Here is a 26,135-nt window from a genome sequence, read left to right on the forward strand (position 1 = left end):
GGCGAAGCAGGGAACAACGATGCGCCAATGCCTGGCGAAGTTACTCTGAGACTGGCGGCATTCGGACTCGTATCCGTATCCACTTGAGAGACAATTGTACCCTTCACAGACACCCTGCTGGAGGACACCGGAAGAGGCGGCAGACGCAGGAGTGGCCGCTACCACGAGACCGACGATGACACCTGCTGCCGATGTCAGCACTGCCGCGACGGCCTTACTTGCAAGCACCCTCATCAGAATCTCCCCCATTTTTCAAACGTAAGCTGCTGTAGATCGAAGAATCCGCCCGATGGACTCCTAATATCCAACCTCCAGCGCTCCTCGTGAGCGGCCTACGTGCGGAAACTTTCTACGGCTGGATTACTAGTCGCAGTGGCGACGATAGATGCATGTCTGACCTACGCCAAGCAGTTGGGACGGATCGTTTGCAATAGTGAACGTTCTGCTGCGGCGTTGGTCGGTGTCCGTCCACCGGGCCCGGTTGTCAGCGCTTCGGCCAGTGCCACGACGGCCGGTCCAGCAGGCCCTGGCCGGCCAGGACCGTGGCGCTGTCCTCCTTCTCCAGCTCCAGCAGCGCGGAGTCGTCGCCGACCGCCTCGAGGGCGCGCACCAGCGGCAGGGCGTGCGTGACGACCACGACCTGGGTGCGTGCCGCTGCGGCGGCGATCAGCGCGGCCAGGGCGGGCAGCAGGTCCGGGTGCAGGCTGGTCTCCGGCTCGTTGAGCACCAGCAGCTCCGGCGGGCGGGGGCTCAATAGCGCCGCCACCCACAGCAGGTAGCGCAGCGTGCCGTCGGACAGCTCCGCGGCACTCAGCGGGCGCAGCAGCCTGGGCTGGTGGAACTGCAGCGCGAAGCGGCCGTCCTCCGCTGCGGCCACCTCGAGCCGGGAGCCGGGGAACGCGTCGTCCACGGCGGCGGCCAGTTCCGCCGGGTCGCCGACCTCTCGGATGGTCTGCAGGGCGGCCGCCAGGTCGGCGCCGTCGTGGTCGAGCACCGGGGTGCGGGTGCCCACCCGCGCCTGCCGGGCGGGCGCGTCGGCGTCGGTGCGGAAGTGGTCGTAGAACCGCCAGGACCGGATGCGCTCGCGGACCACCAGCACCTCGGGCGAGATCCTCGGATCGGCGAACGCGGTGAGCAGGCTGTCGGTGAGCCCTATCCGGTGCTGCTCGCGGCCCCACGCGCCACTCGGCTCGCGCCCCCGCACGACCGGTCCTCCGCGGTCGGCGAGCAGCGCGGCGGGCCGCAGCACCGGGCCGCTCCACACGCACTCGCGCTTGAACTCGGGGTCGCGGTTGAAGGCGGTCTCCCCCGGGATCGGCATCCCGAGGTCGAGCGCGTAGCCGAACTCGTCGCCGGAGAACCCGAGCCGCAGGCCCACCGCCTTCGTGCGCCGTGTGCCCCGCACCGCGCCGACGGTCTCCGGCCCCGCCCACAGCGCCGAGGGCAGCCCGCCCTCCCGCGCGAGCGCGGCCACCGCCCCGTCGCGCGCGGCGTCGGCGAGCAGCCGCAGCGCCTTGTACAGGCTGGACTTGCCGCTCCCGTTCGCCCCGGTGACCACCGTGAGCCGGGAGAGCGGCAGCACCAGATCGCGCAGGGAGCGGTAGTTCTCGACGGCAAGCGTTGTCAGCACGCGGGCACGCTAACCGGGGACACCGACAGCGGGCCGCCTGGCAGACTCCACTGGTGGCCGTCACCGACGAGGCGATCCTGAAGATCAAGGCGATGATCCGGTCCGGTGAGCTGCGCCCCGGCGACCGGCTCCCGCCGGAGAAGGAGCTCTCCGAGGCGCTCGGGCTCTCCCGGAGCTCCCTGCGCGAGGCGGTCAAGGCGCTGGAGGTCATCCGTGTGCTCGACGTGCGGCGCGGCGACGGCACCTACGTCACCAGCCTGACCCCCGACCTCCTGCTCGACGCGATGTCGTTCGTGGCCGACATCCACCAGGACGCGTCGGTGCTCGAACTGTTCGAGGTGCGCCGGATCCTGGAGCCGGCCGCCACCGGTCTGGCGGCCGCGCGGGCGTCGGCGGGCGACGTCGAGCACCTGCACGGCCTGCTCTCCCAGGTGCACGCCACGACGTCGGTGGACGACCTCGTTGCGCACGACGGCGTCTTCCACCGCTACATCACCGAGCTGGCGGGCAACGCCTACCTGACCAGCCTGCTGGAGACGCTGTCCAGCAGCACGATGCGCGCGCGCATCTGGCGCGGCCTGTCCGAGGAGGGCGCGGTGACCCGCACCCTCACCGAGCACCAGGCGATCGTCGACGCGCTGGCCCGAGGCGACGCGCCCCTTGCGGCGGCACATGCGACGGTGCACATCAACGGCGTGACGGAATGGGTGCGCAGAGCCCTGGGCTGAGGGCCCCTGGTTGCAGCAAAGCCACTTTCCTGCAACGAGGTTGCGTGAAAGTGGCTTTGCTGCAATGCCGCGCCGGACGCGGGAGGCCTACTGGTAGAGGACCTCCTGGATCTCCGGGCTGTCGATGTTGCTCTGGTCGTACCAGAAGAAGCCGGTGTCGATCACGGGTGGCAGCTGCTCGCCGCGCGTGGCCTTCACCGCCGCGTCGACGAGCTGCTCGCCCATGCCGACCGGGTTCTGCGTGATCGCGCCGAGCATCGTGCCGCTGCGGATCGCCTCGACCTGCGCCGCGCCGGAGTCGAAGCCGACGACGGTGAGGCCCTGCACACCGCTCTCCTGCACGCCCCGGACGACGCCGATCGCCGAGCCCTCGTTCGACCCGTAGATGCCCTTCAGGTCCGGGTTCGACGCGATGATCGCCTTGGTGATGTCGGCGGACTTCGCCTGGTCGCCACCGCCGTACTGCGGCTCCAGCAGCTGGATGCCGGGCGCGTTGGCCTGCATCCACTCGGTGAAGCCGTCGCGCCGGTCGGTGCCGGACTTGCTGGTCTGGTCGTGCACGACGAGCGCGACCTTGCCGGTGCCGCCGACCGCCTCGGCCATGTGCTTCGCGGCCTCGGCCGCGGCGGCCTTGTTGTCGGTGGCGGCGGTGGTGAGCGGGATGTCGCTGTCGACGCCCGAGTCGAAGGCGATGACCGGGATGTCGCGGCTCTGCGCCTGCTGCAGCAGCGGCGCCGCGGCCCGGGAGTCGAGGGCAGCGAAGCCGATGACGTCGGGCTGGCGGCCCAGCGCGTTCGTCAGCATCGTCACCTGGGCCTCGATGTCGGCCTCGGTGGCCGGGCCCTCGAAGCTGATCCGCACGCCCTGGCGGGCCGCCTCCTGCTCGGCGCCCTGCTTCACGGCCTGCCAGAACTGGTGCTGGAAGCCCTTGGACACGATCGCGACGTAGGGCTGGTCGGCCTCGCCGCCACCCCCGCCCGCGTCCGACCCGCCGCCGCACGCCGCGGCGGTCAGGGCGAACGCGGCCGTCGCGACGGCCGCTCCGATCCGGTGGATCCGCATGGTCGATCGAACTCCCTTGGTCGAACGGTTGTCAGGTCGCGCGCTTGCGCGCGCGGTCCGCGTAGACGGCGAGCAGGATCACGCAGCCGAGGATGACGTTCTGCCACTCCTGGGGGATCAGCATGATCTGCAGCCCGTTGTTGAGCACGGAGATGATCAGAGCGCCGATGACCGTACCGATGATCGAGCCCTTGCCCCCGGAGAGGGAGGTGCCGCCGATGACGACGGCCGCGATCGCCTGCAGCTCGTACCCCATGCCGGTGGCGGGCTGGGCGGAGCCCAACCGCGCCGAGATCAGCACGCCCGCAAGGCCCGTGAACAGGCCGGCGAGGGTGTAGATGAGGATCTTCCAGCGGCGCACGTCGATCCCCGAGAGCGCGGTGGCCTCCTCGTTGCTGCCGATCGAGTAGGTGTAGCGCCCGAGCACCGTCTTGTTCAGCAGCACGCCGGCGATCACCGCGGCCAGCGCCAGGACGAGCACCGCGTTGGGGAAGTCGGTGCCCGGGATCAGGCTGCCGATCGAGATGTCGATGTAGGACGGGGTCTGGTCGAAGTAGATCGGCGCGCTGTCGGAGAGGACGAGGGCGAGCCCCTGCGCCACCATCATCATCGCGAGCGTCGCGATGAAGGGCGGCAGCCCGAGCACGGCCACGTTGAGGCCGTTGACCAGCCCGATCAGCCCGCCGAAGAGGATCGCGCCGAGCACCCCGAGCGGCATCGGCAGCCCGCTGTTCACGATCAGCACCCCGGACATGACGGCGCAGAGCGCCATCCCGGTGCCGATCGACAGGTCGATGCCGCCCGTGATGATCACGAACGTGGTGCCCAGGGCCAGCGTCCCGATCACGACGGTCGAGAACAGGATGTTGGTGATGTTGCCGTAGTTGAAGAAGTTCGGGTCGACGATCGAGAAGAACGCGAAGATCGCCAGCAGGCTCGCGAAGGCGAGGAACTGCTGCAGGCCCGCGCGCAGCGAACGCCGCACCGCATCGGGCGCTGCGCTGCGCTGCTCCTCGTCGGTGGCCGCGGGGGTGGTCACGTCAGGACCTCCGTGTCGGGACGCAGCGTTGCGTAGTGCATGACGCTCTCCTGGGTGGCTTCGGCGGCGTCGAGCTGCCCGGTGACCCGTCCCTCGCTCATGACGACGATGCGGTGCGACATCCGCAGCACCTCCGGCAGCTCGGAGGAGATCATGATGATCGACTTTCCCTGGGCGGCGAGGTCGTTGAGCAGCCGGTAGATCTCTTCCTTGGCGCCCACGTCGATCCCGCGGGTCGGCTCATCGAAGATCAGGATGTCGCAGTCCTTGACCAGCCACTTCGCGATGACGACCTTCTGCTGGTTGCCGCCGGAGAGGAACTTGGCCGTCTGGTCGACCGACGGGGTGCGGATGCGCAGGCCGTCCACCAGCTCGCGCGACCGCGCCCGCATGGCCTTCGCGCGCACGAACCCGAAGGACTGGAACTTCTCCTTCACCGAGCTCAGCCCGATGTTGGCGTTGACGTCCTGCTCGAGCAGCAGCCCGAGCTGCTTGCGGTCCTCGGACAGGTAGCCGATGCGGTGCTTGGCGGCCTCGGCCGGGTTGGTGATGCGCACCGGCCTCCCGCGCAGCGTGACCGTGCCGGACGCGACCGGGTCGGCGCCCACGAGCGCACGGGCCACCTCGGTGCGCCCGGCGCCCATCAGCCCCGCGAAGCCCAGGATCTCGCCTTCCCGCAGCTCGAACGAGACCTCCTTCAGCAGCTCCTTCGTGCTGAGCCGGTCGACCGCGAGCACGACGGGCCGGTCCTCGCGCACCCCCTCCGGCCCGGCGCCACCCGCGATCTCCCGCCCGACCATGCGGGCGATGACCTCGGGCATCGTCGTGGTCGCCGTCTCCAGCGTGTCGACGTAGCGACCGTCGCGGATCACCGTGATGCGGTCGCTGATCGCCTTCAGCTCGTCCATCCGGTGCGAGATGTAGATGACGGCGGTGTCCGGCGTCCGGAAGCGGCGGATCAGGTCGTGCAGCACCTGCACCTCGGCGTCGTTCAACGCCGCCGTGGGCTCATCCATGATCAGGATGCGGGCGTCGTAGGACAGCGCCTTCGCGATCTCGACCATCTGCTGCTTGGCCACCGTGAGGTCGCCGACCCGCTGCCCGGGCCGCAGCGGCAGGTGCAGCCGGTCCAGCAGCTCGGCCGCCTTCGCCTCGAGCGCGCGGTCGGCCAGGAACACCCGTCCGGCGCGGGGCTCGCGGCCGATGAAGATGTTCTGCGCGACCGTGAGGTCGGGCATCAGGTTGAACTCCTGGTGGATGATGCTGATGCCCTGCTCCAGCGCGTCCCGCGGGCCGCTGACCTGCAGCGGCTTCCCGTCGAGGAGGAACTCGCCCTCGTCGGCGGTGTAGATGCCCGACAGCAGCTTCATCAACGTCGACTTGCCGGCGCCGTTCTCGCCCACGAGCGCCAGCACCTCGCCGCGGCGCAGCTCCAGGTGCATGTCCTGCAGCGCCCGCACGCCGGGGAAGCTCTTCCCGACGCCCCGGGCCGCCAGGAGCAGCTCGCTGCTCACGTCACGACGCCCTTGCGCAGGATCGCGTTGCCGTAGACCCGGGTCTCGCCGGTGCGCACGATCAGGTAGGCGGGCGCGGCGGCCTCGTAGAACCCGAACCGGTCGAGGAAGCGCACGTCGGTGGTGCCGGCCGCGGCCGCCAGCTCCTCCTGCACGGGCAGCCGCTCCCCGTCCGGGGTGGCCATGAGGTCGACGGCGGGCGCGTCGTCCAGCGGCACCACCGTCCGGATCGCGGCCATGAGGTCCGGTGTCGTGACGCCGGGCAGGTCGAGCACGCGCGAACCGAGCCGGTGCGCGGGGAAGTGCGCGTCGGCCAGCACGACGGCGTCGGAATGACCCATCGCATCGAGGTGGGCGAGCAGCGGCCCGGTCAGGAGCGGGTGGATGCCCGAGAGCACAGATCCTCCTCAGGAGTTCGCAGCGAGACCGTAGACCCGCCGGGCCGTGGCCGCGAGGATCTTGTTCTGCTCCTCGGCGGTCAGCTCCCCGACCAGCTGGGACATGACCTCCCAGGTGCCGGCGTAGCCCGCCGTGAGCAGCGTCATCGGCCAGTCGCTGCCCCACAGCAGACGGTCCGGGCCGAACAGCTCCAGCGCCGTCTCCCACGCCGGCCGGATGGCGGCCACGGTGAACGGCTCGCCGGCCACCTGCAGCCCGGACACCTTGGCCACGGTGTTGGGGCGCGCGGCGACGGCGGCGAACGCCTCGCGCCACCGCGGGAGGTCCGGCTTCCCGTGCGGCGGCTTGCCGAGGTGGTCGAGCACGACCGTGAGCCCGGGCAGCGCCCCGGCCAGCTCCGCGGTGGCGGTGAGGTGGCGCGGCCACGCGTCGGGCACGTCGAAGGGCAGGCCGCGCTCGGCGAGCAGGCCCAGCGACGTGCGCACGGACGGCAGGGCGAGGAAGTCGTCGCGCGGGTCGTCGTGCACGAGGTGGCGCACCCCGCGGAACGCCGGGTCGCCCGAGAACCGGTCGAGCTGGGCTTGGGCGAGCGCCGGGTCGTCGAGCTGCACCCAGCCGACGACACCGGCCACCCAGCCGTGGGCGGCCGCGACGTCCAGCATGAACTCGGTGTCGGTGACCGAGTCCTCGGCCTGCACCAGCACCGCGTGCGTGACGCCTGCCGCGCGCAGCTCGGCCTCGGCGCGCTCCGCCCGGATCGTGGTGTGCAGCGGGCCGAGCTCCGGGGTGATCCAGGAGTAGTTGCTGCGCTGCAGGTCCCACAGGTGCAGGTGGGCGTCGATCACGGCAGGAGCCCCTGCGCGGTGAGGTGCTCCCACAGCTCGGCGGGGATCGGCACGGCCGCCCGAGCCACGTTCTGGCGCACGTGGGCGGGCTCCGTGGCTCCCAGCACGACCGAACGAACCGCCGGTTCCCGCAGCGGGAACTGCAACGCGGCGGCCGGCAGCTCCACCCCGTGCTCGGCGCAGACGGCGGCGAGCCGCTCCGCGCGGGCGATCACCTCGGCGGGCGCGTCGCCGTACTCGTAGTGGGCACCGTCGGCCGGGTGCGGGGTGGACAGCAGGCCGGAGTTGAACGCGCCGGCCACCACCACACCGACGCCGCGTTCCCGGCACTCGGGCAGCAGCTCTGCGGCGGCGGGCTGCTCCAGCAGCGTGTAGCGCCCCGCCACCATGAGCAGGTCGAGCCCGCCTTCGCGTACGCCCGCGAGGTGCGCGGCCACGGACTTCGACCCGATCCCCACCGCCCGCACGAGGCCCTCGTCGCGCAGCGCGACCAGGCCCGGGACGGCCGCGCGGACCGAGCCCTCCATGTCGTCGTACTCGTCGGGATCGTGCAGGAACAGCACGTCGACCCGGTCGAGGCCGAGCCGCTCCAGCGACTCGTCGAGGCTGCGGCGCACGCCGTCGGGGGAGACATCCCACACCCGGCGCCGGTCGGCGGGGACGACGAAGCCGCCTTCCTCGTCCCACTCATCTGATGTTTCCGGGCTGGGACGGAGCAGCCTGCCGGCTTTCGTCGAGATGACGAATTCCTCGCGCGGCTTGCCGGCGAGGAACGCTCCGAGCCGCCGCTCGGCCACGCCGAGGCCGTAGTGCGGGGCGGTGTCGAAGTAGCGGATTCCGCACTCCCACGCCTGCTCCAGCACGGCGTGCGCCTGCTCGTCGGACATCGCGGTGAACAGGTTGCCGAGGTTGGCGCCACCGAATCCCAGCGCGCCGAGGGCGAGATCATTCATCGGTGGACACCGTATGCCCGGCGAGCGACGCCGCGTGCATCTCGGTTCCCGCTCCGGGTTCGGTCGGCGCCCGGTAGCGCCCACCGGCGACCTGGACCGGCGTGACGAAGTGCTCGTGCAGGTGGTCGACGAACTCGATCATGCGTCCGTCGATGCGCCCCGACACCGCCACGTAGTCGAGCATCGCCAGGTGCTGGACGGCCTCGCACAGCCCGACGCCGCCCGCGTGCGGGCAGACCCGCACCCCGAACCTCGCCGCGAGCAGCAGCATCGCGATGTTCTCGTTGACACCCGCCACGCGGGTGGCGTCGATCTGCAGGACCGCCAGCGCGTCGGCGGCGAGGAACTGCTTGGCCAGCACGCGGTTGGCCATGTGCTCGCCGGTCGCCACCGGGATCGGGGCGATGCCGCGCGCGATGGCGGCGTGCCCGAGCACGTCGTCGGGGCTGGTGGGCTCCTCCACCCAGGCGAGGTCGAAGCCCTCCAGCTCCTTGATCCACGCGATCGCGTCGGCGACGTCCCAGCGCTGGTTGGCGTCCACGGCGATGCGCACCTCGGGGCCGACCGCGTCACGGGCGATCCGCAGCCGGCGCACGTCGTCGGCGAGGTCGCCACCGACCTTGAGCTTGATCTGGTCGAAGCCCTCGGCCACCGCCTCCCGGCAGAGCCGGTCGAGCTTCTCGTCGTCGTAGCCCAGCCAGCCCGGCGTGGTCGTGTAGGCGGGGTAGCCCTCGCGCAGCAGCCGCGCCTCCCGCTCCGCGCGCCCCGGCTCGGCCGCCCGCAGGATCTCCAGCGCCTGCTCGCGGGTCAGCGCGTCGCTGAGGTAGCGGAAGTCGACGAGGTCGACGAGCTGCTCGGGCGTCATCGCGGCGAGGACCTGCCACAGCGGGCGGCCCTCCCGCTTGGCCCGCAGGTCCCACAGGGCGTTGACGACCGCGCCGATCGCCATGTGCATGACGCCCTTCTCCGGGCCCAGCCAGCGCAGCTGCGAGTCGTGCACGAGTTCGCGCCAGGTGCCACCCATGTCGGCGAGCAGCGCGTCGACGTCGCGGCCGACGAGGTGCCCGGCGAGCGCCTCGATCGCCGCGACCTGCACGTCGTTGCCCCGGCCGATGGTGAAGACGAAGCCGTGCCCGGCGAGCCCGTCCGCGGCGTCGGTGACGATCCGGACGTAGGCCGCGGAGTAGTCCGGGTCGGGGTTCATCGCATCCGACCCGTCGAGTTCGAGCGAGGTCGGGAACCGCACGTCCGCGGTCTCCAGAGCGGTGATGCGGCCCACGCGCAGTCCCTTCGTCGGCGATGCGCGGCCCACCGTAGACATCGGATGTATGGCCGGTCAAGAACGATCAGGTCGCGGTTGGGTCGCGAATTCCCGCAGGTCCACCCCGCTCCCCGAGGGTGAAGATCCGAAGTATCGGTTGCACATTGCTGTCACCACGACGATGAGCAACCGATACTCGAGATCACCGCGCCTGCCCGGTCGATTCCGGCCCGCGCGGCCGGTAGGTTCCCCCTCGGACATCAGATCTTTCTTTCGATCACCTCGACCGGTGAGGAGCCGCCGATGAAGCTCGCCCGCCTCGGACCTGTCGGAGCCGAGATCCCCGCCCTCGTCACCGACACCGGGACCTACGACCTGCGCGGACTCGCCCGCGACATCGACGGCGGCTTCCTCGCCCGGGGCGGTGTCGCCGACGTGCGCGCCGCCGCGGAGGCCGGCTCGCTGCCGGCCCTGGACGGCGCGTCGGACCTGCGCGTGGGCTCCCCCGTCGCCCGTCCCGGAGCCGTGGTCTGCATCGGGATGAACTACGCGGCCCACGCTGCGGAGTCGGGTGCGGCGCCGCCGGAGAACCCGGTCGTCTTCTTCAAGACGCCCAACACCGTGGGCGGCCCCGACGACGACGTCGCGATGCCGCGCAGCGCCCAGGCCAAGGTCGACTGGGAGGTCGAGCTCGGCATCGTGATCTCCTCGACCGCGGCCTACCTCGACTCGCCCGAGCAGAGCCTCGCCCACGTCGCCGGCTTCGTGGTGGCCGACGACCTCTCGGAGCGCCACGCCCAGATCGAGATCTCGGGCGGGCAGTGGAGCAAGGGCAAGTGCGCGCCCGGCTTCTGCCCGACCGGCCCGTGGCTGGTCACGCCGGACGAGGTCGACCACCGCAACCTGCGCCTGCGCAGCTGGGTCAACGGCGAACCCCGCCAGGACTCCACGACGAAGGACATGATCTTCGACGTCGAGTTCATCGTCTGGCACCTCTCGCAGTACATGACCCTGGAACCGGGCGACCTGGTGATCACCGGCACGCCGCAGGGTGTCGCCCTGTCCGGCCGCTTCCCGTTCCTGACCGCGGGCGACGTCGTGGAGATCGAGGTCGAGGGCCTCGGCCGGCAGCGGCACGCGCTCGTCGACGGGACCCGCTGATGGCGGGCGACTTCGACGGTCTGGTCGCGGCGGTCACCGGCGGGGCGTCGGGGATCGGCGCCGCGATCGCGCGGCGGCTCGCGGCCGGTGGCGCGCGCGTGGCCGTGTTCGACCGGGACGTGAGCAACCCGCCGGAGGGAACGCTGGCCGTGCAGGCCGACGTCACCGACGACACCTCGGTGCGCGCCGCGGTCGATCGCGTGCTGCAGGAGTGGGACCGGCTCGACATCCTGGTCAACAACGCCGGGATCGGGTCGCAGGGCACCGTCGCGGACAACCCCGACGACGAGTGGCACCGGGTCCTGGACGTCAACCTGCTCGGGATCGTCCGCACGAGCCGGGCGGCGCTGCCGGCGCTGCGCCGCTCGCCGTCCGCAGCGATCGTCAACACCGGTTCGATCGCGGCGACGGCCGGCATCCCGCAGCGCGCGGCCTACAGCGCCAGCAAGGGCGCGGTGCACGCGCTCACCCGCGCGATGGCCGCCGACCACCTGGGCGAGGGCATCCGCGTCTGCGGCGTGGCACCCGGAACGGCGGACACCCCCTGGGTGGGGCGCCTCCTGGACAGCGCCGACGACCCGGCCGCGGAGCGCGCCGCGCTGGCGGCGCGCCAGCCGCACGGGCGGCTGGTGTCGGCCGACGAGGTGGCCGACGCGGTCGCCTACCTGGCGAACCCGCGCTCGACGTCCACGACCGGGGTGGTGCTCGCGGTGGACGGCGGGATGCAGGAGCTGCGGCTGCGGCCGAAGGCGTAGCTACGATCCGGCCCGTTCGTCCGAACCCATCGGACGAACGGGCCGATCGTAGACGGTCAGGGCTTGCGCCCGTGCAGCCGCAGGTTGCGGATGTCGTAGGTGAACAGCTCCTCCACCACGAAGCACGCCTCCACCGCCGCGCGCAGCGACTCGGCGTCGAACAGGGTGTGGTGGGCGTTCCAGATCCACAAGGGCACGCCGCGCGCGTCGGTGCCCCGGTGCGCCGCGCGTTCGGAGTGCCCGCCGAGGATCCAGTGGTTCGCCTCCGCGGTGTCGACCTCCCCGCGCACCCACTGCGCGGCCACGAACTTCGCGTCCGGCACTCCGATGTCCACCGGTGCACCGGGGCGCAGCACCCGGGCCCACTCCCGCAGGGTCTCCTGCACCAGCTCGTAACTCTGGTGCTCCAGCACGTGGTTGGCGCGCAGCGCGGCCAGCGACCCGGTGGCGAACGGCAGCGCGTCGGCCGCGCAGCGCACGGCTATCCCCGGGAGCGCCAGCATGTCCACGTGCAGGTCGTAGCCGGGGTGCGGCTTCTCCCCGGCACCGATCTCGAGCTTCACGAGCCGGGACGGCCGATCTTCTTGACGACCTTCGCGGGGCGCCCGGCCACCACCGTGTAGGGCTCCACGTCCTCCCGCACGAGCGAGCCCCCGGCCACCACGGCGTGCTCGCCGATCGTCACCGGCCCGAGCACGAGGACGTGGCTGGCCAACCACGTGCCCTCGCCGATCACGACATCCCGGCCGGAGCGGGGGAAGGCGAGCTGGCGGTCGCGCCCGAACTGCGTGATGTCGTGGGTGCCGGTGAGGACGGCGACGTCGTGGCCGAAGAACGCGTACTCGCCCAGCGTGATCGTGCCGCCGGACATGTTGAACAGGGCGTTGTTGACCACGGCGGTGTCGGGGATGTGCAGCCGGGCGCGGTCGCCGTGCCAGCGGTAGGAGTAGAGCGCGTCGAGCTTGCGCTCCCGCACCTGCCGGGCCACCTCCTCCGCGACCAGCGCCTCGACCGGGCCGCGCAGGACCCGGGCGATCAGGCGGTCACGCAGTCGCATCGTTGGCCCCCGTCGTCACCGGCAGTGCCAGCATGGTGGCACACCGCAGGCCCGGACAGCAGCCACTCGAGCCGGCGCGCGAGGGCGTCGATGCCGAAGCGGGTCTCCGCGATCTGCTGGTTGTGGTCGAGCAGCGCGGGATCGGGGTCGGCGAGCCACGCGCGCAGCCGCGCGGGGTCGTCGGCCGGGAACCAGCGGAAACCGAAGGTCGCGAGCTCACGTGCCACCGGGAACCCGCCCACCGCGATCGGCTTGCGGTGCAGGGCCGCCTCGACCAGCGGCAGCCCGAAGCCCTCCCACGAGGACGGCAGCACCACGGCGTCGCAGGCGGCGTAGGCCGCGGCCATGTCGACGCCCGCCGGGAGCCTGCGGCGCACCGGCACCCGGGTGCGGGCGAGCAGCCGCGTGAGCGCATCGGCGTAGCCGTCCTCGGCGGGACCGGTGAGCCAGAAGACCGCCCCGAGGGACTCGGCGATCCCCAGCCCGGCGTCCACGTTCTTACGCGGGATCGCACGGGTGGGCTGCAGCACGAGCAGCCGGTCACCCACCCCCAGCCGGGAACGCACCGCGTCGCGCTCCTCGGGACGCGGATGCTCGGAGAACCCGTGGTAGACGGTGGCGGCCGCGATGCCGCGGCGCGCGGCGAGGGCATGGCGGGCGAGCTCGTTGACCGTGACGTGGCGCCACGCCGCGTCGTCGGGCGGCCACGAGGTGACGGCGGCGTAGCGCTCGCGCTCCCACGGCAGGTCGTGGTGGCGCAGGACCGCGGGCCGGCCCCGCAGGTAGTCCGCCACGGCGTCGCCGGCCGCACGGTTCATCGGCAGCGAGCACACGTTGTCGGCGATCACGACGTCGACGTCGTCGAGCACCGTGGCCAGCGCGGGCCGCGTGGGCGGGCGTGGGGCGTCGAGCGCGAGGCCGGGCACGCGCACGTCCGGATTGCCGTCACCGGCGACCGTGCGCACCTGCATACCGAGGCGGTGCAGGGCAGTGACCCACTGTGCCGCGGTGACCGACACCCCGTCGGCCATCCCGAGGCGGTAGGACACGATCGCCGCCCGCTTCCCGGAGAGCTTCGACATCGTCAGATCGTCTCCGTTCTCCGTCACGGGCACGTGTACGCGCGGTTGCGCGCCGGTGCGGCGTCAGGACCGGGGCAGCCTGCCCATCAGGAAGAACTCCGGGTTCGGCCGCAGGGCCGTCAGGTGGGCGAGCCGGTTGGACATCGCGAACAGCGCCGTGATCGCGCCGACGTCCCAGATCTCGTCGTCGGACAGGCCCGCCGCGCGCGCGTCGTCCAGCTCCGCGTCGGTCAGCGACGCGGAGTCGGTGGCGATCATCAACGCGAGGTCGACGATCGCCCGCTCCCTCGTGCTCAGCTCCACACCCCACGGATTGCTGGCGACGAGGTCGGCGATCTCGGCATCCTTCGTGCGCACCCGCAGGATCGCGCCGTGGGCGACCACGCAGTACGTGCAGTGGTTCGCGCCCGACGTCGCCACGACCACCAGCTCGCGCTCGGCCCGGCTCAGGCCGTCGTCGGAGTCCATCAACGCGTCGTGGTAGTCCAGGAAGGCCCGCAACTCCGCGGGTCTGCGCGCCAGCGCCCGGAACACGTTCGGCACGAACCCGGATTTCTCCGACACGGCACCGACCCGAACACGGAGATCCTCCGGGAAGTCCTCTAACTCGACGTGGCCGAACCGGCTGACCTGCGGAGACGTCATGGGTCCAGGTTAGGGCGTGGCGAGTCCCGCTGATAGCGCTCGACGGCAGTCCGCCCGACCGGGACGATCGGGGCATGGCCGTGCCCGAGGAGATACGCACACGGTTGTCGCGGTGGTGCGCCGCCCGGATCCCCGCTGCCGAGCGCGAGCAGCGCCAGATCGCCTACACCATCCACGGGGACGACGTCACGATCCTCGAGCGCAGGGCCCCCGCGTACCCGGAGCTCGGCGCGGCCTGGTCGGCCACCCCGATGGCACGGCTGCGGCGCCGCACGGGCGGGTGGCTGCTCGACCGGCCCGTCGGCACCGGCCACTGGCAGCACGACGCCGACGGCAGCGACCCGATCGAGCTGCTGGACCGTGTGACGGTCTGACGTGCCTCAGGCCCCCGCCTGGCCCACCGGCGCGGCCGAGCGCGGCGCGCCCCCGCTGAACGGCAGGACCTGGCCACGCCTCGCCGGGCCGCGGATGACCAGCGCCGACGCGCGCTGGAGCACGCTCAGCAGGCTCGGCGAGTCGTCGCGGGTGTCACCCGGGCCGACCACGGCGACCAGCCGTGGCGCGACGGCGGCGAGCAGCAGCCGCTCGACCCCGAGCCCGCTCGCGCCCAGTACGAGCACGATGTCGGCGCTGTCGGGCGCCGGGAGCGCGGAGAGCAGCGGCGCCACCGGCACGAACGAGGCGATGCCGAGCGCAGCGGGCTCGACCTCGGCGAGCGCCGACCAGGCCTCGGCGAGGCGAGGCGCGCCCTCCCGCAGCCGTTCCAGCAGCTCCAGGCGCTGCGCCTCGTCGCGCGCCTCACGCCGCGCCGCCCCGAGGGCCTCGACGGCGGCCGCGTAACCCTCGGCGTCGCGCTCGCGCAGCGCGGTGACGGCCTGCTCGTGCTCCGGTGCCGTCGCGGCCACCGGGCTGCAGTCGGCCAGCGCCGCGGCCAGGAGGTCGAGCTTGCGGGCCGCCGCGACCGCGGAGCCGTGGTCGGCGTACTCGATGATCGCGATCGCGATCTCCTCGGCGGTCTCCACATCGGGGACCGCCAGCGGCGAGTCGGGCGCGAGGAACAGGACGTCGTGGCGCAGTGCCGCCACCGAACGCGCCGCGCCGGCGACCTTGGCGAGGCCGTCGGCGATCTCCGCCAGCTCGTCCTCGTCGCCCGGCACCGGAACGCCGAGCTCGGAGCACGCGGCATCGACCTGGATCTGGCGGTCCACCAGATCCAGGTAGTCGATCACCTGGTCGATGTCGGCCTCGTTCTCCGGCCGGCGCTCACCCACCCGCACGACGTCGAGCACCGGCTGGGCCTCGCGCTGCACCGCGGAGCGGAAGTACGCGCGCGTGCGGCCACCGCCTGCGAGGAACTCCCGATAGCGCAGGAGCACCGCGACCGCGCCGGGCGGGGGAGCCGCCGAGAACGACACCGGCGGATCCGTACGGGTGCGGTCGAGCGCCGCGGTCACCCGTGCGATGTCATCCACCAGCTGGTCGAACTCCGCCCGACGACCCCCGTGGATCAGCTCGGACAGCAACCGCCAGGTCCACTCGCTCCCGGCGTGGCCGGGCATCGAGCCGAGCGAGCCGTACACGCCCCGGGCCACGGACGTGACGGCCGAGCGGCGGCCCTCGTCGAGGTCGGCCAGCAGCGTGGGCACCATCCAGGCCCCGGCGTCCTCCCCCGTGTGCCGCAGCGCCTCGGCGCACAGCTGCGCCACGCCGCCACGATCGGGCAACGAGGACTCCGGCGGCAGCTCCTGACCCGGGCGCGCCCTGCGTCCCGGTGTGGAGGTGGCCAGGAGCCGGCGCAGCTCCCGCAGCTCGGCAGGGGTGAGAGCCGGCAGGTGCGGGAGCGCGCGGTCGGCCGCGTCCGGCGGTAGGGCCGAGCGGACGCCGGCGACCTCGGCGGGCGTGGCGCCCGTGACGATCACCCGCCGCCCGTCGGCGATCAGCGCGGCGATGGCGGCCGCAGCTGCAGCGGTGTCGAAGTCCTCGAGGACCACCAGCGCGTTGTCGCGCATCGCAGCGACGACGGAGGCGGGGTCCTCGGCCGGGCGCCGCGGCGAGGGCGGGAGCTCGGCCACGGAGGCGGCGAGCGCCTCGGCCAGCCGGCGCAACCCGGGCGGCGGCGAGCCGGCCGCGATCACCCGGCGGATGTGCGTCTGGGCGTCCGTGGTGGACTGGTCCGATCCCGCGGCCGCGAGACGGTCGACGAAGACGGCGAGGTCGGCGTCGTCCTCGCCGTCCTGGTCCGTCGGTCCGACTTCGAGCACTGGGTCACCTCCGCTGCCACCGCCATCCGACGATGGTCACCCTTCGTATCGTGGGCGCCGACCGAATGTTGCACCCGCGGTCCGGGAGACGACAGCCGTTGCCGGTCACCGAGCGGCGTCCGGCGCTCCCGGCCGGGGCGAGCGGGCCTCGAACGGAAGACGAGGCGCCGTAAACGGCGCCGGTGCGCAGACGATGCGGCACTACTCGACAAGCGGTAGTTCTCACGCGGTGAACGGTCGTGGTCGCCGCATACTCTCCGTGATCATCGCGAGCGGACGTACACCACGGCCAGGCAGCCGGCGGTCACGGGGATCCAGGCGAACTGGGACCAGTAGAAGAACGGCATCCCGAACAGCCTCGGTTCCACGGTGTTGACCCACGGCGTGACGAGGACGAGGAACGGGACGAGCAGGAGCAGGTGCCAAGCCGAAGCCCGCTGGTCCACGCAGCCATGCTAGGCCCGGAACACACCTTGGAGCCGTACTGCTGATTTCCACAGGACAGCAGTACGGCTCCAAGGTGGTCGGTCAGGCGCCCAGGCGCAGCTTCAACGCCTCCAGCTCGTCACGCATCGACGTCGGAAGGCTCTCACCGATCTTGTCGAACCACTCCTCGATGAGCGGGAGCTCCGCCTTCCACTCCTCGACGTCCACCTCGAGAGCCGCCTCGATGTCCTCGCGCACCACGTCGAGCCCGTCCAGGTCGAGCTCGTCGGCGCTCGGGACGTAGCCGATCGCGGTCTCGGCGGCCGCCGCCGTGCCTTCGATCCGCTCGACGGCCCACTTGAGCACGCGCGAGTTCTCGCCGAAGCCCGGCCACAGGAAGCGCCCGTCCTCGCCGCGGCGGAACCAGTTGACGTAGAAGATCCGCGGCAGCTTGTCGGCGTCGGCGCCCTTGCCGACGTTCACCCAGTGCTGGAAGTACTCGCCGGCGTTGTAGCCCAGGAACGGCAGCATCGCCATCGGGTCGCGCCGCACCTGGCCGAGGCCGCCCGCCGCGGCGGCGGTCTTCTCGCTCGACATCGTGGCCCCCATGAAGGTGCCGTGCTGCCAGTCCCGCGACTCGGTGATCAGCGGCACCGTCGTCTTGCGGCGCCCGCCGAAGAAGATCGCCGAGATCGGCACGCCCTTCGGGTCGTCCCACTCCGGTGCCACGACCGGGCACTGCGCGATCGGGGTGGTGTAGCGCGAGTTGGGGTGGGCGGCGGGCTTCTCCGAGTCCGGGGTCCAGTCCTCGCCGAGCCAGGACGTCAGGTGCTGCGGGTCGCCCTCGAGGCCCTCCCACCACACGTCGCCGTCGTCGGTGAGGGCCACGTTGGTGAACAGCGAGTTGCCCTGCTCGATCGTGCGCATCGCGTTCGGGTTGGTCTTCCAGTTCGTGCCCGGAGCCACGCCGAAGAAGCCGAACTCCGGGTTGACCGCGTAGAGGCGGCCGTCCTCGCCGAAGCGCATCCAGGCGATGTCGTCGCCGACGGTCTCGGCGCGCCAGCCCGGCACGGTGGGCTGCAGCATCGCGAGGTTCGTCTTGCCGCACGCGGACGGGAACGCCGCCGCCACGAAGTAGACCTTCTCCTGGGGCGAGATCAGCTTGAGGATCAGCATGTGCTCGGCGAGCCAGCCCTCGTCGTGGGCGATCGCCGAGGCGATCCGCAGCGCGTAGCACTTCTTGCCCAGCAGGGCGTTGCCGCCGTAGCCGGAGCCGTAGCTCCAGATCTCCCGGGTCTCGGGGAAGTGGCTGATGTACTTCGTGTCGCTGCAGGGCCACGCCACGTCCTGCTGCCCGGCCTCGAGCGGCGCGCCGACCGAGTGCAGGCACTTCACGAACGAGTCGCCGCGGTCGGCGAAGAGCGGCAGGATCGACGCACCCATGCGGGTCATGATCTTCATCGAGGTGACGACGTACTCGGAGTCGGTGATCTCGACGCCGAGCATCGGCGGATCCGCGTCGGCCGGGCCCATGCAGAACGGGATCACGTACATCGTGCGGCCCCGCATGCACCCGCGGTACAGCTCGGTCATCGTGTTCTTCATCTCGGCCGGAGCGACCCAGTTGTTGGTCGGGCCGGCGCCGACCTCCTCGGCCGTGCAGATGAAGGTGCGCTCCTCGACGCGAGCGACGTCATCGGGGTCCGAGGCGGCCCAGAAAGAATTCGGTTTCTTCGCCTCGTTCAGCTTGACGAACGTGCCCGCCTCGACGAGCTGCGCCGTCATCCGGTCCCACTCCTCGTCGGACCCGTCGCACCACACCACCCGGTCCGGCGTGGTCAGCTCCGCGACGTTGCGCACCCAGGACAGCAGTCGAGCGTTCGTCGTGGGCGCTCCGTCGATCCCCGACACGGTCATCGCAGTCATATCGTCCTCGCTCCTCGCCGGCTTCCCGGCCCCCGGAAATGCTGCGCACACCCGACCGAATCGGAACGGGTGTGCTGGTGAGAGATGGGACCCGACGGTACCTGCGGAACTTCGATTCCCCCACCTCTGACTGCTGTCGACTGACTCACAGGACCGATCAGGTAATCGATTCAGAACAATAGGAAGCGCTTTCCGCGATTGCGGTCCGTGACACCCGTCGGCCACGCGTAGTGACCTTCTCGAACGGGTACTACCGGGTGGCGCCCGCCACCGCAGCGGGCGTCACGGACCGTGGACCGGACCGCCCGGGGCGCGTAGTGTTTTGAACACGTTCAAAACCCGGGGGAGGGGCTCGATGGAAGCCGAGATGACCCAGTACGTCGCGCTGTTGGCGGTGTCGATCGGCCTGACGTTCCTGGTGGGTCGTCTCCTCGTCCGCGCCGGTGAGCCGTTCCTGCAAGAGGTGTTCCAGGACAGCAAGGTCACCCGCTCGGTCAACCTGCTGCTCTCGGTCCTGTTCCACCTGATCACGCTCGGCGTCCTGGCGATCATCTCGGTGAGTTCGGTGTCCGGCGACAACGCGCTGCAGACGTTCGTCGTCAAGCTCGGCGTCGTGCTGCTGACGCTCGGGGTCGCCTACGGCATCTCGATGCTCGTCCTGATCCGCGTCCGCGAGCGCAGGCGGGCCTCCCAGATCTCGGAGAACGTCCAGGAGCGCCTCGCCGAGCGGGGGATCAGCACCGGGCCGGCGCAGTCCACGCCGCCCGCGGTGGCACCACCGCCCGGTCGGCCGCAGCGGGGCAGCGAGCCCGGGGCGCAGTAGTGACGGCGGCGCAGTGACGGCGGCCCGGCGGCGCACCCGCGAGGCGATCGTCACCGCCGCGCTGGAGCTGTTCCGGGAGCACGGCTTCGAGGGCACCACGATGCGGGCGGTCGCCGACCGCGCGGGTGTCTCGGTCGGCAACGCCTACTACTACTTCTCCTCCAAGGACGAGCTGGTCCAGGGCTTCTACGACCAGATCGTCGCCGACCACCGCGCGCTCGCGCTGCCCGAGCTGGCCGGACGCCGCGACCTGGCCGACCGGCTCCGCAGCACGCTGCGGGCGTGGATCACCGTCGCCGAGCCGTACCGGGAGTTCGCCGGGCGCTTCTCCGCGGTGGCCGCCCAGCCCGGCAACCCGCTCTCGCCGTTCAGCCCCGAGGCCGGTCCGAGCCGCGACGCAGCCGTGGACCTCTACCGCGAGGTGCTCGCCGGATCCCGCACCGAGGTCGACCCGCAGCTCGCGCGCGAGCTGCCCGAGCTGCTCTGGCTCTACCACCTCGGCGTCGTCCTGTTCTGGGTGCACGACACCTCGCCCGGCGCCGCTCGCACGCAGCTGCTCGTGGACCGGACGGCACCGATGCTCGCCCGGCTCGTGCGGCTCTCGAAGCTGCCCGTGCTGCGCCCCCTGAGCCGCCAAGCGGTCACACTCCTCGAAGAGCTGCGCACCTGAGCCCCACACGGAGGGGCGGTCAGGGGTGCTTGCTGCTCAGGCCTGTCACCACCGTCACGGCTACCAGGACCAGTACACCCGCTCCTACCCAGGCGGTCGTTCCGACCGCGCCCGTGAACGCCGTGCGGGCCGAATCCAGCAGTTCCGCCGCCGGCGCGCCGGTCAGGCGCTGCGCCGTGTCGACGGCGCCGCCGAGCGTCTCGCGTGCGCCTGCGGCGTAGGTCGGTCCGACGCTGCCCGGCACCTCCACGCCGGCCCGGTACGCGGCCGACAGCACGCTGCCGAGCACGGCCGTGCCGAGCACCGCGCCGATCTCGTAGGCCGTCTCGGACACCGCGGACGCCGATCCGGCCCGGTCGGGCGGCGCAGCGGCGAGGATGGCGTCGTTCGTGATCGTCTCCGACAGCCCGACCCCGGCTCCGACCAGCACGCTCGCCACCAGCAGCACGGCGACGTCGGGCCCGGCGCCCAGCAGGGTGCAGAGCAGGTACCCGGATGCCGCGAGCAGCAGACCCACCGGCACGAGCACCCGCAGCGGGAACTTCCGGCCCAGCTGCGCGGCGGCCAGGCCGGCCACCATCGTCACCAGGAACCCCGGCACCAGCACGAGGCCGGCGTCCACCGGCGCGAGGCCCCGCACGAGCACGAGGTGCTGCGCGGAGAAGAACAGCAGCCCGGTGAGGGCGAACATCGTGGTGGCGTTGGCCAGCGCGGAGAGCCGCAGCACCGGCGAGGCGAACAGCGTGACGTCGAGCAGCGGCTCCTCGCCCGCGGCGCGGCGGGCCCGGGCGCGGCGCACGAACAGCACGCCCGCCACGACCGCGACGAGCAGCGCCGGCACGGTGGTCCCCGTCAGGCCGTCGTGCGCGACGAGCTTCACGGCCAGCACCGCCGGCACCATCGTCAGCAGCGACAGCAGCACGCCCAAGGGGTCGAAGCGCCCCGGATCCGGCCGGCGCGACTCGGGCAGCACGGTGGGCACGAGCACGAGCATCACCAGCATCACCGGCACGTTGACCAGGAACACCGAGCCCCACCAGAAGTGCTGCAGCAGCAGCCCTCCGACGATCGGGCCGAGCGCGGAGCCGGCGGCGAAGCCCGTGGCCCAGACCGCGACGGCGAGCCGGCGCTGGTTGCGGTCGCGGAAGAGCGTGCGCAGCAACGCGAGCGTGGCCGGCATCAGCATCGCGCCGAAGAACCCGAGCAGGGCACGCGCGGCCACGAGGTGCGCCGCGTCGGTGGCGAAGGACGCGAGGAGCGAGACCGCGCCGAATCCCGCCGTGCCGATCAGCAGCGTGCGGCGGCGGCCGATGCGATCCCCGAGCGTCCCCATGGTGACCAGGAGCCCCGCCAGCACGAGCGGGTAGACGTCCACCAGCCACAACAGTTGCGCCGCCGACGGCGAGAGCGCCGCGCTGATCGCCGGGAGCGCGAACCCGAGCACGGTGTTGTCGATCGTGACGAGCAGCGTGGGCAGGAGCAGCGCAGCGAGCCCGACCCACTCGCGGCGGCCGGCGCGAGCGGGAGCGGGCGAGGCGGGACGCTGGGCGGTGACGGTCACGGGATCCCTCGGTCGCAGGTGCTGATCTGTACCGTCTAGACGGTACAGATTCCCTGGTCATTCCCGGTGGTGGCGAGCGCCACCTAGGATCGTCGGGTGCCCAACGCCCGCGATCGCGTGCTCGACGCGTACGAGACGCTCCTGATCGACCACGGCGGCGCGGCCGTCACCCTCGACGCCGTGGCCGCGGCGGCCGGCGTGTCGAAGGGGGGCCTGCTCTACCACTTCGCCTCGAAGGAGGCCCTCTCCACCGGGCTGCTCGACCGGCTGCGGGACCGCAGCGCTGCCGACGCCGAGGCGATCCGCACCGCGCCCGAGGGGGCCGTCGCCTACTACGTCCGGACGTCCGCGCCGGGCGGCGCCGCGCCGGGCGGCCTCACCCGCACCTACCTCGCCGTGCTCCGGCTCGCCGACGGCACCGCGGCAGGCCAGGCGGTCCGCGACGCCCTCGCCGTGGTGGATGCCGACGGCTACGCCGCCCTGCGCGACGAGCTGCACGACCCGGTGCTGGCCTGGCTGGCGCAGCTCGTCGGCGACGGGCTCTACCTGCGCACGCTCACCGGCACCCCGCTGCCACCCGACCTGGGCGTGCAGGAGCTGCTGGAGCGCATGCGCCGGTACGCCCCCACCGACCCGCAGACCTGACCGCACGTCCGCTGATCCGAAAATGGGGTCGGGGACGGGCGATGTCACAGCGCGGCGCCCCGCATCGTCCTGGTGGCGTGCAGGAACTCTCGGAGGCACGGCTCCTCACGGAGTACCAGCTGGCGCGGGGCCGGCTCGTCGCCATCGCCCACGGCATCCTGGGCGACCTCGGCGAGGCCGAGGACGTGGTGCAGGAGGCGTGGCTGCGGCTGCGGCGCACGGCCGCCACGGACGCGATCGAGTCGGTGACCGGTTGGCTGGTCGTCACCACCTCGCGACTCGCGCTCGACGCCGTGGGCTCGGCCCGCAGGCGCCGCGAGACCTACGTGGGGCCCTGGCTGCCGGAGCCGATCGTCACGTTCGACCCGGTCGGCGCGCCCCCTCCGGGTGACCCGGCGGACCGCGTCACCCTGGTGGAGGCGGTCAGCACCGCGGTCCTCGTGGTGCTCGAGACGCTGACGCCCGCCGAGCGCACCGCGTTCGTCCTCCACGACGTGTTCGGCATGCCGTTCGGCGAGGTCGCCGACATCGTGGGCCGCACACCGTCCGCGGTCCGGCAGCTGGCCGCACGCGCCCGCAGGCACGTGCGCGAGGGCGCCCCGCGCTTCGACGCCGACCCGCAGCGACACCGCGAGGTCGTCGCCGCCTTCACCGCGGCGATGGAGGACGGCGACGTCCACGGGCTGCTGCACCTGCTCGACCCCGACGTCGTGCTGCACAGCGACGGCGGCGGACGCGTGCGCGCGGCGCGCAAGCCCGTGCACGGCGCCGACCGGGTGGCCCGCTTCCTGGCCGGCATCCAGCGCAAGCGTTCCTACCGGCCGTGGCCCGCGCGGATCAACGCGGGCCCCGGCGTGGTGCTCAGCCGGGACGGCAGGCCCGTGGCGGCCGTCTCGCTCACCGTCGTCGACGGGCGGGTCGCCCGCGTCGACATGGTGATCAACCCCGACAAGCTGGCGCGCACCGGCGCGCCGTGGAAGGACAACCCGTGACCACGCGACTGCGCATCACCGAGGTCCAGCCCAAGGCCTACCAGGCCATGCTCGGGCTGGAGAAGTACCTGGCCGACTGCCCGGTGCCACGTCAGGTGCTGCACCTGCTCAAGCTGCGCGTCAGCCAGATCAACGGCTGCGCGTTCTGCACGGACATGCACGCGTTCGAGCTCAAGGACGAAGGCGAGACCGACGAGCGGCTGTTCTCGGTGGTGACCTGGCGGGAGGCGCCGTGGTTCACCCCGGCCGAGCGCGCGGCGCTCGCCCTCGCCGAGGAGGCCACCCGAATGGGACCGGACGGCGTCTCCGACCCGACGTGGGCCGAGGCGCAGCAGCACTACGACCCGCCCGCGCTCGCCGCGCTGGTCACGGCGGTCGCCGCGATCACCGCCTGGAACGTCATCAACGTGGCCGTCCGGACCACGCCGGGCCTGCTGCGCACGGCCGCCGCGTAGGGGTACCGGCGGGGATGCCCGCCGGTCGGCGCCTCGCGCTACCGCGGCGCCAACAACGGGACGGCCGGGCGCAGCCACTGCATCTCGAGGCACTCCTGCACCACCCGGGCGAAGAGCCACAGCTCGACGCGCCCGGCGTCCAGGCCGGCCAGGCCGGCCATCCGCCGGGCGAGCCCGCGCGGGTCGGCGAGCAGCCGATCGCGGCAGTTCAGCATGTGCTGCAGCACGTCGTAGGCCGGGTCGCCGACGTAGGGCTTGGGGTCGATCACCAGCCAGGGCGCCCGTTCCGCGGAGAGCACGTTGTCCGCGTGCAGGTCGGTGACCAGCAGCCGCGCCGCGACGTCCTCGCGGGGCAGGCCGCGGAACAGTTCCATACCGGCGCGCGCGAGCCCGGGGTCGAGCGCGTCCGGCTCGGCGGCGTGGGCGCGGTCGAACCCGGCCGCCCACTCGTCGCACATCGAGCTGAGCGGGCGGAACGGGTTGTCCGCAGGCGGCTCGCGCCACAGCTGCGCCAGCACGCCTGCCACCACCTCGTCCTGCTCGGGCTCGGTCCGCGCCTGCTTCAGCGTGGTGCCGGGCCGGCAGCGCTCGAGCAGCAGGGCGGTGGTCGGGCCGTCCTCGTGCACGGCGTGGACCCGCACCGCGCCGCGCCCGTCCCAGAACCGCAGCCCGTGCGCCTCGTCGCGGCTCTCGTAGTGGGTCCACCCGACCTTCAGCACGAGTTCGCGGCCGGAGTCGTCGCGCGCGGGCGCCACCCACGACGCCGAGCCACCGGGCTGGAACGGCGGCCCGACCGTGAGCGACCAGCGCGCGGTGAGCGCCCCGACGACGTCCGGCAGCCGAGCGAGCCACTCCGTGCGCTCCGGCGTCCCCTCCTGCGCGACGGTCTCGACGAGCGTGATGGGCAACGGGAAGGACTGCACACCGCCATCCTGCCGACGCCGCCAATCGGATTGCCGGGACGGCGGGCCGCTCGCCACGATCCCCGCATGCTGCGCCCGCCGATCCCCGACATCCACGCCTTCTACGCCGAGCACTACGTCGAGGACGACCGGCTGCACACCACCGCGCACGGCCGGCTGGAGTACGAGCGCACGCGGGAGCTGCTGCGCCGCTACCTGCCGAACCCGCCCGCCCGGGTGCTCGACGTCGGCGGCGCCACCGGTGTGCACGCCCGCTGGCTCGCCGCGGACGGCTACGCGGTGCACGTCGTCGACCTGGTGCCCGAGCACGTCGCGGTCGCCGCCGCGCTGCCCGGCGTCACGGCCGCCGTCGGCGACGCCCGGCAGCTCGCAGAGCCCGATGCGCACGCCGACGCCACGCTGCTGCTCGGGCCGCTCTACCACCTCGTGGACCGGGCCGAGCGCGTGCGCGCCCTGCGCGAGGCCGCGCGCGTCACGGTGCCGGGCGGGCTCGTCGCCGCGGCGGTGATCAGCCGGCACTCCGTGATCCTCGAGATGGCCGCGCGGGCCCGGATCGACGACACGACCGAACCGCTGCTGCGGGAGATCACCGACACCGGCCACCACGACCCCCGGCTCGGCTTCACCACGGCCTACCTGCACCGGGCCGACGAACTGGCCGACGAGATGCGCGAGGCGGGGCTGCGGGAGGTGGGCGTCCACGGCGTCGAGGGTCCGCTGGGCTCGGTGCTGCGGGCCCTCGAGGACGGACCGGCGGCGGACCGGCTACCGGCGGCCCTCCGCGCCGCGCGGCTGCTGGAGGACGACCCTGCGCTCCTCGCGGCCAGCGCACACCTGCTCGGCATCGCCCGCGCCTGAGCTGCCGGCCCGCTCACACCGGGCAGCGCGCGTGCACCGGGCCCGCGACACGCGTGCACCCACACCGCGACTCGCGGAGTTGGGGGGCGGCGCCCCTCCGCGAGTCGGGGTCCGAGTGCGTGCGAGTCGCTGGCGCGGTGCGGGCTCAGCGGCCGGAGACCACTGCCTCCCGGGCGATCACCGGCAGCGGGATGGGCAGCCGGTGGACCGTGACGTTCCAGTACCGGGTCTCGGGATCGCCGGCCCGCCAGGCGTTGGCCAAGCGGGCGGTGACGTCGGCGTCCGTACGGCGGCGCGGACGCGGCCGCATGCCGCAGCGGCGGCGCACCTCCCGGTCCAGCGCGCGCCACGCGTCCTCGGCCGTGTTGTGCACGCTGACGGTGGCGGGCTCGTCCGCGTCCCCGACGAGCAGGGTGTAAGCGCTCACTACCTCGAACGACACTCCTCGCCCCTTCCCGGTCCCA

The 26,135-nt window shown here is 72.5% G+C and carries 28 protein-coding genes; 10 read left to right on the top strand and 18 right to left on the bottom strand.

What is annotated here, in order from left to right; translation table 11 throughout:
- Positions 1-484 precede the first annotated feature (484 nt).
- Positions 485-1,630 carry an AAA family ATPase gene (locus CFP66_RS09600; protein WP_094922258.1) on the bottom strand — a complete coding sequence of 382 codons (1,146 nt, stop codon included), beginning with the start codon at positions 1,628-1,630 and terminating at the stop codon, positions 485-487.
- Positions 1,631-1,683: 53 nt separating this feature from the next.
- Between CFP66_RS09600 and CFP66_RS09605 the strand changes: the two genes are divergently transcribed.
- Positions 1,684-2,358 (top strand): FadR/GntR family transcriptional regulator, encoded by a 675-nt coding sequence (locus CFP66_RS09605; protein ID WP_094922259.1) that lies wholly within the window; start codon positions 1,684-1,686, stop codon positions 2,356-2,358.
- A gap of 87 nt (positions 2,359-2,445) precedes the next feature.
- Here CFP66_RS09605 and CFP66_RS09610 read toward each other — a convergent pair whose 3' ends face one another.
- The 7 genes from CFP66_RS09610 to CFP66_RS09640 are packed head-to-tail and all read right to left on the bottom strand — an operon-like array spanning position 2,446 to position 9,491.
- Positions 2,446-3,420, bottom strand: coding sequence for an ABC transporter substrate-binding protein (locus tag CFP66_RS09610; protein WP_094922261.1), 975 nt, complete (start codon positions 3,418-3,420; stop codon positions 2,446-2,448).
- 31 nt (positions 3,421-3,451) lie between these two features.
- Positions 3,452-4,459, bottom strand: a complete 1,008-nt coding sequence (locus tag CFP66_RS09615; protein ID WP_198961334.1) for an ABC transporter permease — start codon at positions 4,457-4,459, stop codon at positions 3,452-3,454.
- On the bottom strand, positions 4,456-5,973 hold the full coding sequence (locus CFP66_RS09620; RefSeq protein WP_233159260.1) for a sugar ABC transporter ATP-binding protein: 1,518 nt from the start codon (positions 5,971-5,973) through the stop codon (positions 4,456-4,458). Before CFP66_RS09620 ends, CFP66_RS09615 begins: the two co-directional genes overlap by 4 nt.
- Positions 5,970-6,371, bottom strand: coding sequence for an RbsD/FucU family protein (locus CFP66_RS09625; protein ID WP_094922262.1), 402 nt, complete (start codon positions 6,369-6,371; stop codon positions 5,970-5,972). The genes CFP66_RS09620 and CFP66_RS09625 overlap by 4 nt, the downstream gene beginning before the upstream one ends.
- A 9-nt stretch (positions 6,372-6,380) precedes the next feature.
- The gene (locus tag CFP66_RS09630; protein ID WP_094922264.1) at positions 6,381-7,217 is read right to left on the bottom strand and encodes an amidohydrolase; all 837 of its coding nucleotides are present in this window, start codon (positions 7,215-7,217) and stop codon (positions 6,381-6,383) included.
- Positions 7,214-8,170 carry an aldo/keto reductase gene (locus CFP66_RS09635; protein WP_094922265.1) on the bottom strand — a complete coding sequence of 319 codons (957 nt, stop codon included), beginning with the start codon at positions 8,168-8,170 and terminating at the stop codon, positions 7,214-7,216. The genes CFP66_RS09630 and CFP66_RS09635 overlap by 4 nt, the downstream gene beginning before the upstream one ends.
- Positions 8,163-9,491: an enolase C-terminal domain-like protein gene (locus CFP66_RS09640; RefSeq protein WP_369804996.1), complete on the bottom strand. Its 1,329-nt coding sequence runs from the start codon at positions 9,489-9,491 to the stop codon at positions 8,163-8,165. The genes CFP66_RS09635 and CFP66_RS09640 overlap by 8 nt, the downstream gene beginning before the upstream one ends.
- 243 nt (positions 9,492-9,734) lie before the next feature.
- Here CFP66_RS09640 and CFP66_RS09645 point away from each other — a divergent pair, with 243 nt between their 5' ends.
- Both CFP66_RS09645 and CFP66_RS09650 read left to right on the top strand, forming a co-directional pair.
- Entirely contained in the window at positions 9,735-10,592 is an 858-nt protein-coding gene (locus CFP66_RS09645; RefSeq protein ID WP_094922268.1) for a fumarylacetoacetate hydrolase family protein, read from the top strand.
- Positions 10,592-11,347 (top strand): SDR family NAD(P)-dependent oxidoreductase, encoded by a 756-nt coding sequence (locus tag CFP66_RS09650; RefSeq protein WP_094922270.1) that lies wholly within the window; start codon positions 10,592-10,594, stop codon positions 11,345-11,347. The genes CFP66_RS09645 and CFP66_RS09650 overlap by 1 nt, the downstream gene beginning before the upstream one ends.
- 56 nt (positions 11,348-11,403) lie before the next feature.
- Here the strand turns inward: CFP66_RS09650 and CFP66_RS09655 are convergent, their stop codons facing one another.
- From CFP66_RS09655 to CFP66_RS09670, 4 genes are all read right to left on the bottom strand, one after another.
- Positions 11,404-11,910, bottom strand: coding sequence for a methyltransferase domain-containing protein (locus tag CFP66_RS09655; protein WP_094922272.1), 507 nt, complete (start codon positions 11,908-11,910; stop codon positions 11,404-11,406).
- The gene (locus tag CFP66_RS09660) at positions 11,907-12,404 is read right to left on the bottom strand and encodes an acyltransferase (protein WP_094922273.1); all 498 of its coding nucleotides are present in this window, start codon (positions 12,402-12,404) and stop codon (positions 11,907-11,909) included. Before CFP66_RS09660 ends, CFP66_RS09655 begins: the two co-directional genes overlap by 4 nt.
- Positions 12,383-13,486 (bottom strand): glycosyltransferase, encoded by a 1,104-nt coding sequence (locus CFP66_RS09665; RefSeq protein WP_094922275.1) that lies wholly within the window; start codon positions 13,484-13,486, stop codon positions 12,383-12,385. The genes CFP66_RS09660 and CFP66_RS09665 overlap by 22 nt, the downstream gene beginning before the upstream one ends.
- 63 nt (positions 13,487-13,549) lie before the next feature.
- Entirely contained in the window at positions 13,550-14,131 is a 582-nt protein-coding gene (locus CFP66_RS09670; RefSeq protein WP_094922276.1) for a peroxidase-related enzyme, read from the bottom strand.
- 74 nt (positions 14,132-14,205) lie between these two features.
- Between CFP66_RS09670 and CFP66_RS09675 the strand changes: the two genes are divergently transcribed.
- Positions 14,206-14,505, top strand: coding sequence for a hypothetical protein (locus tag CFP66_RS09675; protein WP_094922278.1), 300 nt, complete (start codon positions 14,206-14,208; stop codon positions 14,503-14,505).
- Positions 14,506-14,511: 6 nt separating this feature from the next.
- Here the strand turns inward: CFP66_RS09675 and CFP66_RS09680 are convergent, their stop codons facing one another.
- From CFP66_RS09680 to CFP66_RS09690, 3 genes are all read right to left on the bottom strand, one after another.
- Complete coding sequence (locus CFP66_RS09680; RefSeq protein ID WP_094922280.1) at positions 14,512-16,392, bottom strand: hypothetical protein; 1,881 nt, start codon at positions 16,390-16,392, stop codon at positions 14,512-14,514.
- 263 nt (positions 16,393-16,655) lie between these two features.
- Positions 16,656-16,838, bottom strand: coding sequence for a DUF3311 domain-containing protein (locus CFP66_RS09685; protein WP_094922281.1), 183 nt, complete (start codon positions 16,836-16,838; stop codon positions 16,656-16,658).
- An 82-nt stretch (positions 16,839-16,920) separates the two neighbouring features.
- Positions 16,921-18,744 (bottom strand): phosphoenolpyruvate carboxykinase (GTP), encoded by a 1,824-nt coding sequence (locus CFP66_RS09690; protein WP_094922283.1) that lies wholly within the window; start codon positions 18,742-18,744, stop codon positions 16,921-16,923.
- A gap of 355 nt (positions 18,745-19,099) precedes the next feature.
- On the opposite strand from CFP66_RS09690, the gene CFP66_RS09695 reads away from it, so the two are divergent.
- A complete protein-coding gene (locus CFP66_RS09695; protein WP_198961336.1) occupies positions 19,100-19,567 on the top strand; it encodes a hypothetical protein in 468 nt (155 codons plus the stop codon).
- A 13-nt stretch (positions 19,568-19,580) separates the two neighbouring features.
- Positions 19,581-20,237, top strand: coding sequence for a TetR/AcrR family transcriptional regulator (locus tag CFP66_RS09700; protein WP_094922285.1), 657 nt, complete (start codon positions 19,581-19,583; stop codon positions 20,235-20,237).
- Between the two features lie 19 nt (positions 20,238-20,256).
- Here the strand turns inward: CFP66_RS09700 and CFP66_RS09705 are convergent, their stop codons facing one another.
- Entirely contained in the window at positions 20,257-21,798 is a 1,542-nt protein-coding gene (locus CFP66_RS09705) for an MFS transporter (protein WP_094922286.1), read from the bottom strand.
- Between the two features lie 96 nt (positions 21,799-21,894).
- Between CFP66_RS09705 and CFP66_RS09710 the strand changes: the two genes are divergently transcribed.
- From CFP66_RS09710 to CFP66_RS09720, 3 genes are all read left to right on the top strand, one after another.
- Positions 21,895-22,443, top strand: coding sequence for a TetR/AcrR family transcriptional regulator (locus CFP66_RS09710; protein ID WP_304528761.1), 549 nt, complete (start codon positions 21,895-21,897; stop codon positions 22,441-22,443).
- 77 nt (positions 22,444-22,520) lie between these two features.
- Positions 22,521-23,435 (top strand): RNA polymerase sigma factor SigJ, encoded by a 915-nt coding sequence (gene sigJ, locus CFP66_RS09715; protein WP_198961337.1) that lies wholly within the window; start codon positions 22,521-22,523, stop codon positions 23,433-23,435.
- Positions 23,432-23,890 carry a carboxymuconolactone decarboxylase family protein gene (locus CFP66_RS09720; RefSeq protein WP_094922289.1) on the top strand — a complete coding sequence of 153 codons (459 nt, stop codon included), beginning with the start codon at positions 23,432-23,434 and terminating at the stop codon, positions 23,888-23,890. Before sigJ ends, CFP66_RS09720 begins: the two co-directional genes overlap by 4 nt.
- A gap of 38 nt (positions 23,891-23,928) precedes the next feature.
- Here CFP66_RS09720 and CFP66_RS09725 read toward each other — a convergent pair whose 3' ends face one another.
- Entirely contained in the window at positions 23,929-24,813 is an 885-nt protein-coding gene (locus tag CFP66_RS09725; protein ID WP_158228056.1) for an aminoglycoside phosphotransferase family protein, read from the bottom strand.
- A gap of 66 nt (positions 24,814-24,879) precedes the next feature.
- Between CFP66_RS09725 and CFP66_RS47090 the strand changes: the two genes are divergently transcribed.
- Positions 24,880-25,671, top strand: a complete 792-nt coding sequence (locus CFP66_RS47090) for a class I SAM-dependent methyltransferase (RefSeq protein WP_143517194.1) — start codon at positions 24,880-24,882, stop codon at positions 25,669-25,671.
- A gap of 145 nt (positions 25,672-25,816) precedes the next feature.
- On the opposite strand, the gene CFP66_RS09730 is transcribed toward CFP66_RS47090, so the two are convergent.
- Complete coding sequence (locus CFP66_RS09730) at positions 25,817-26,098, bottom strand: hypothetical protein (protein WP_233159261.1); 282 nt, start codon at positions 26,096-26,098, stop codon at positions 25,817-25,819.
- Between the last annotated feature and the right edge of the window lie 37 nt (positions 26,099-26,135).

It is taken from the genome of Pseudonocardia sp. MH-G8 (genome assembly GCF_002262885.1).
Lineage (GTDB): Bacteria > Actinomycetota > Actinomycetes > Mycobacteriales > Pseudonocardiaceae > Pseudonocardia.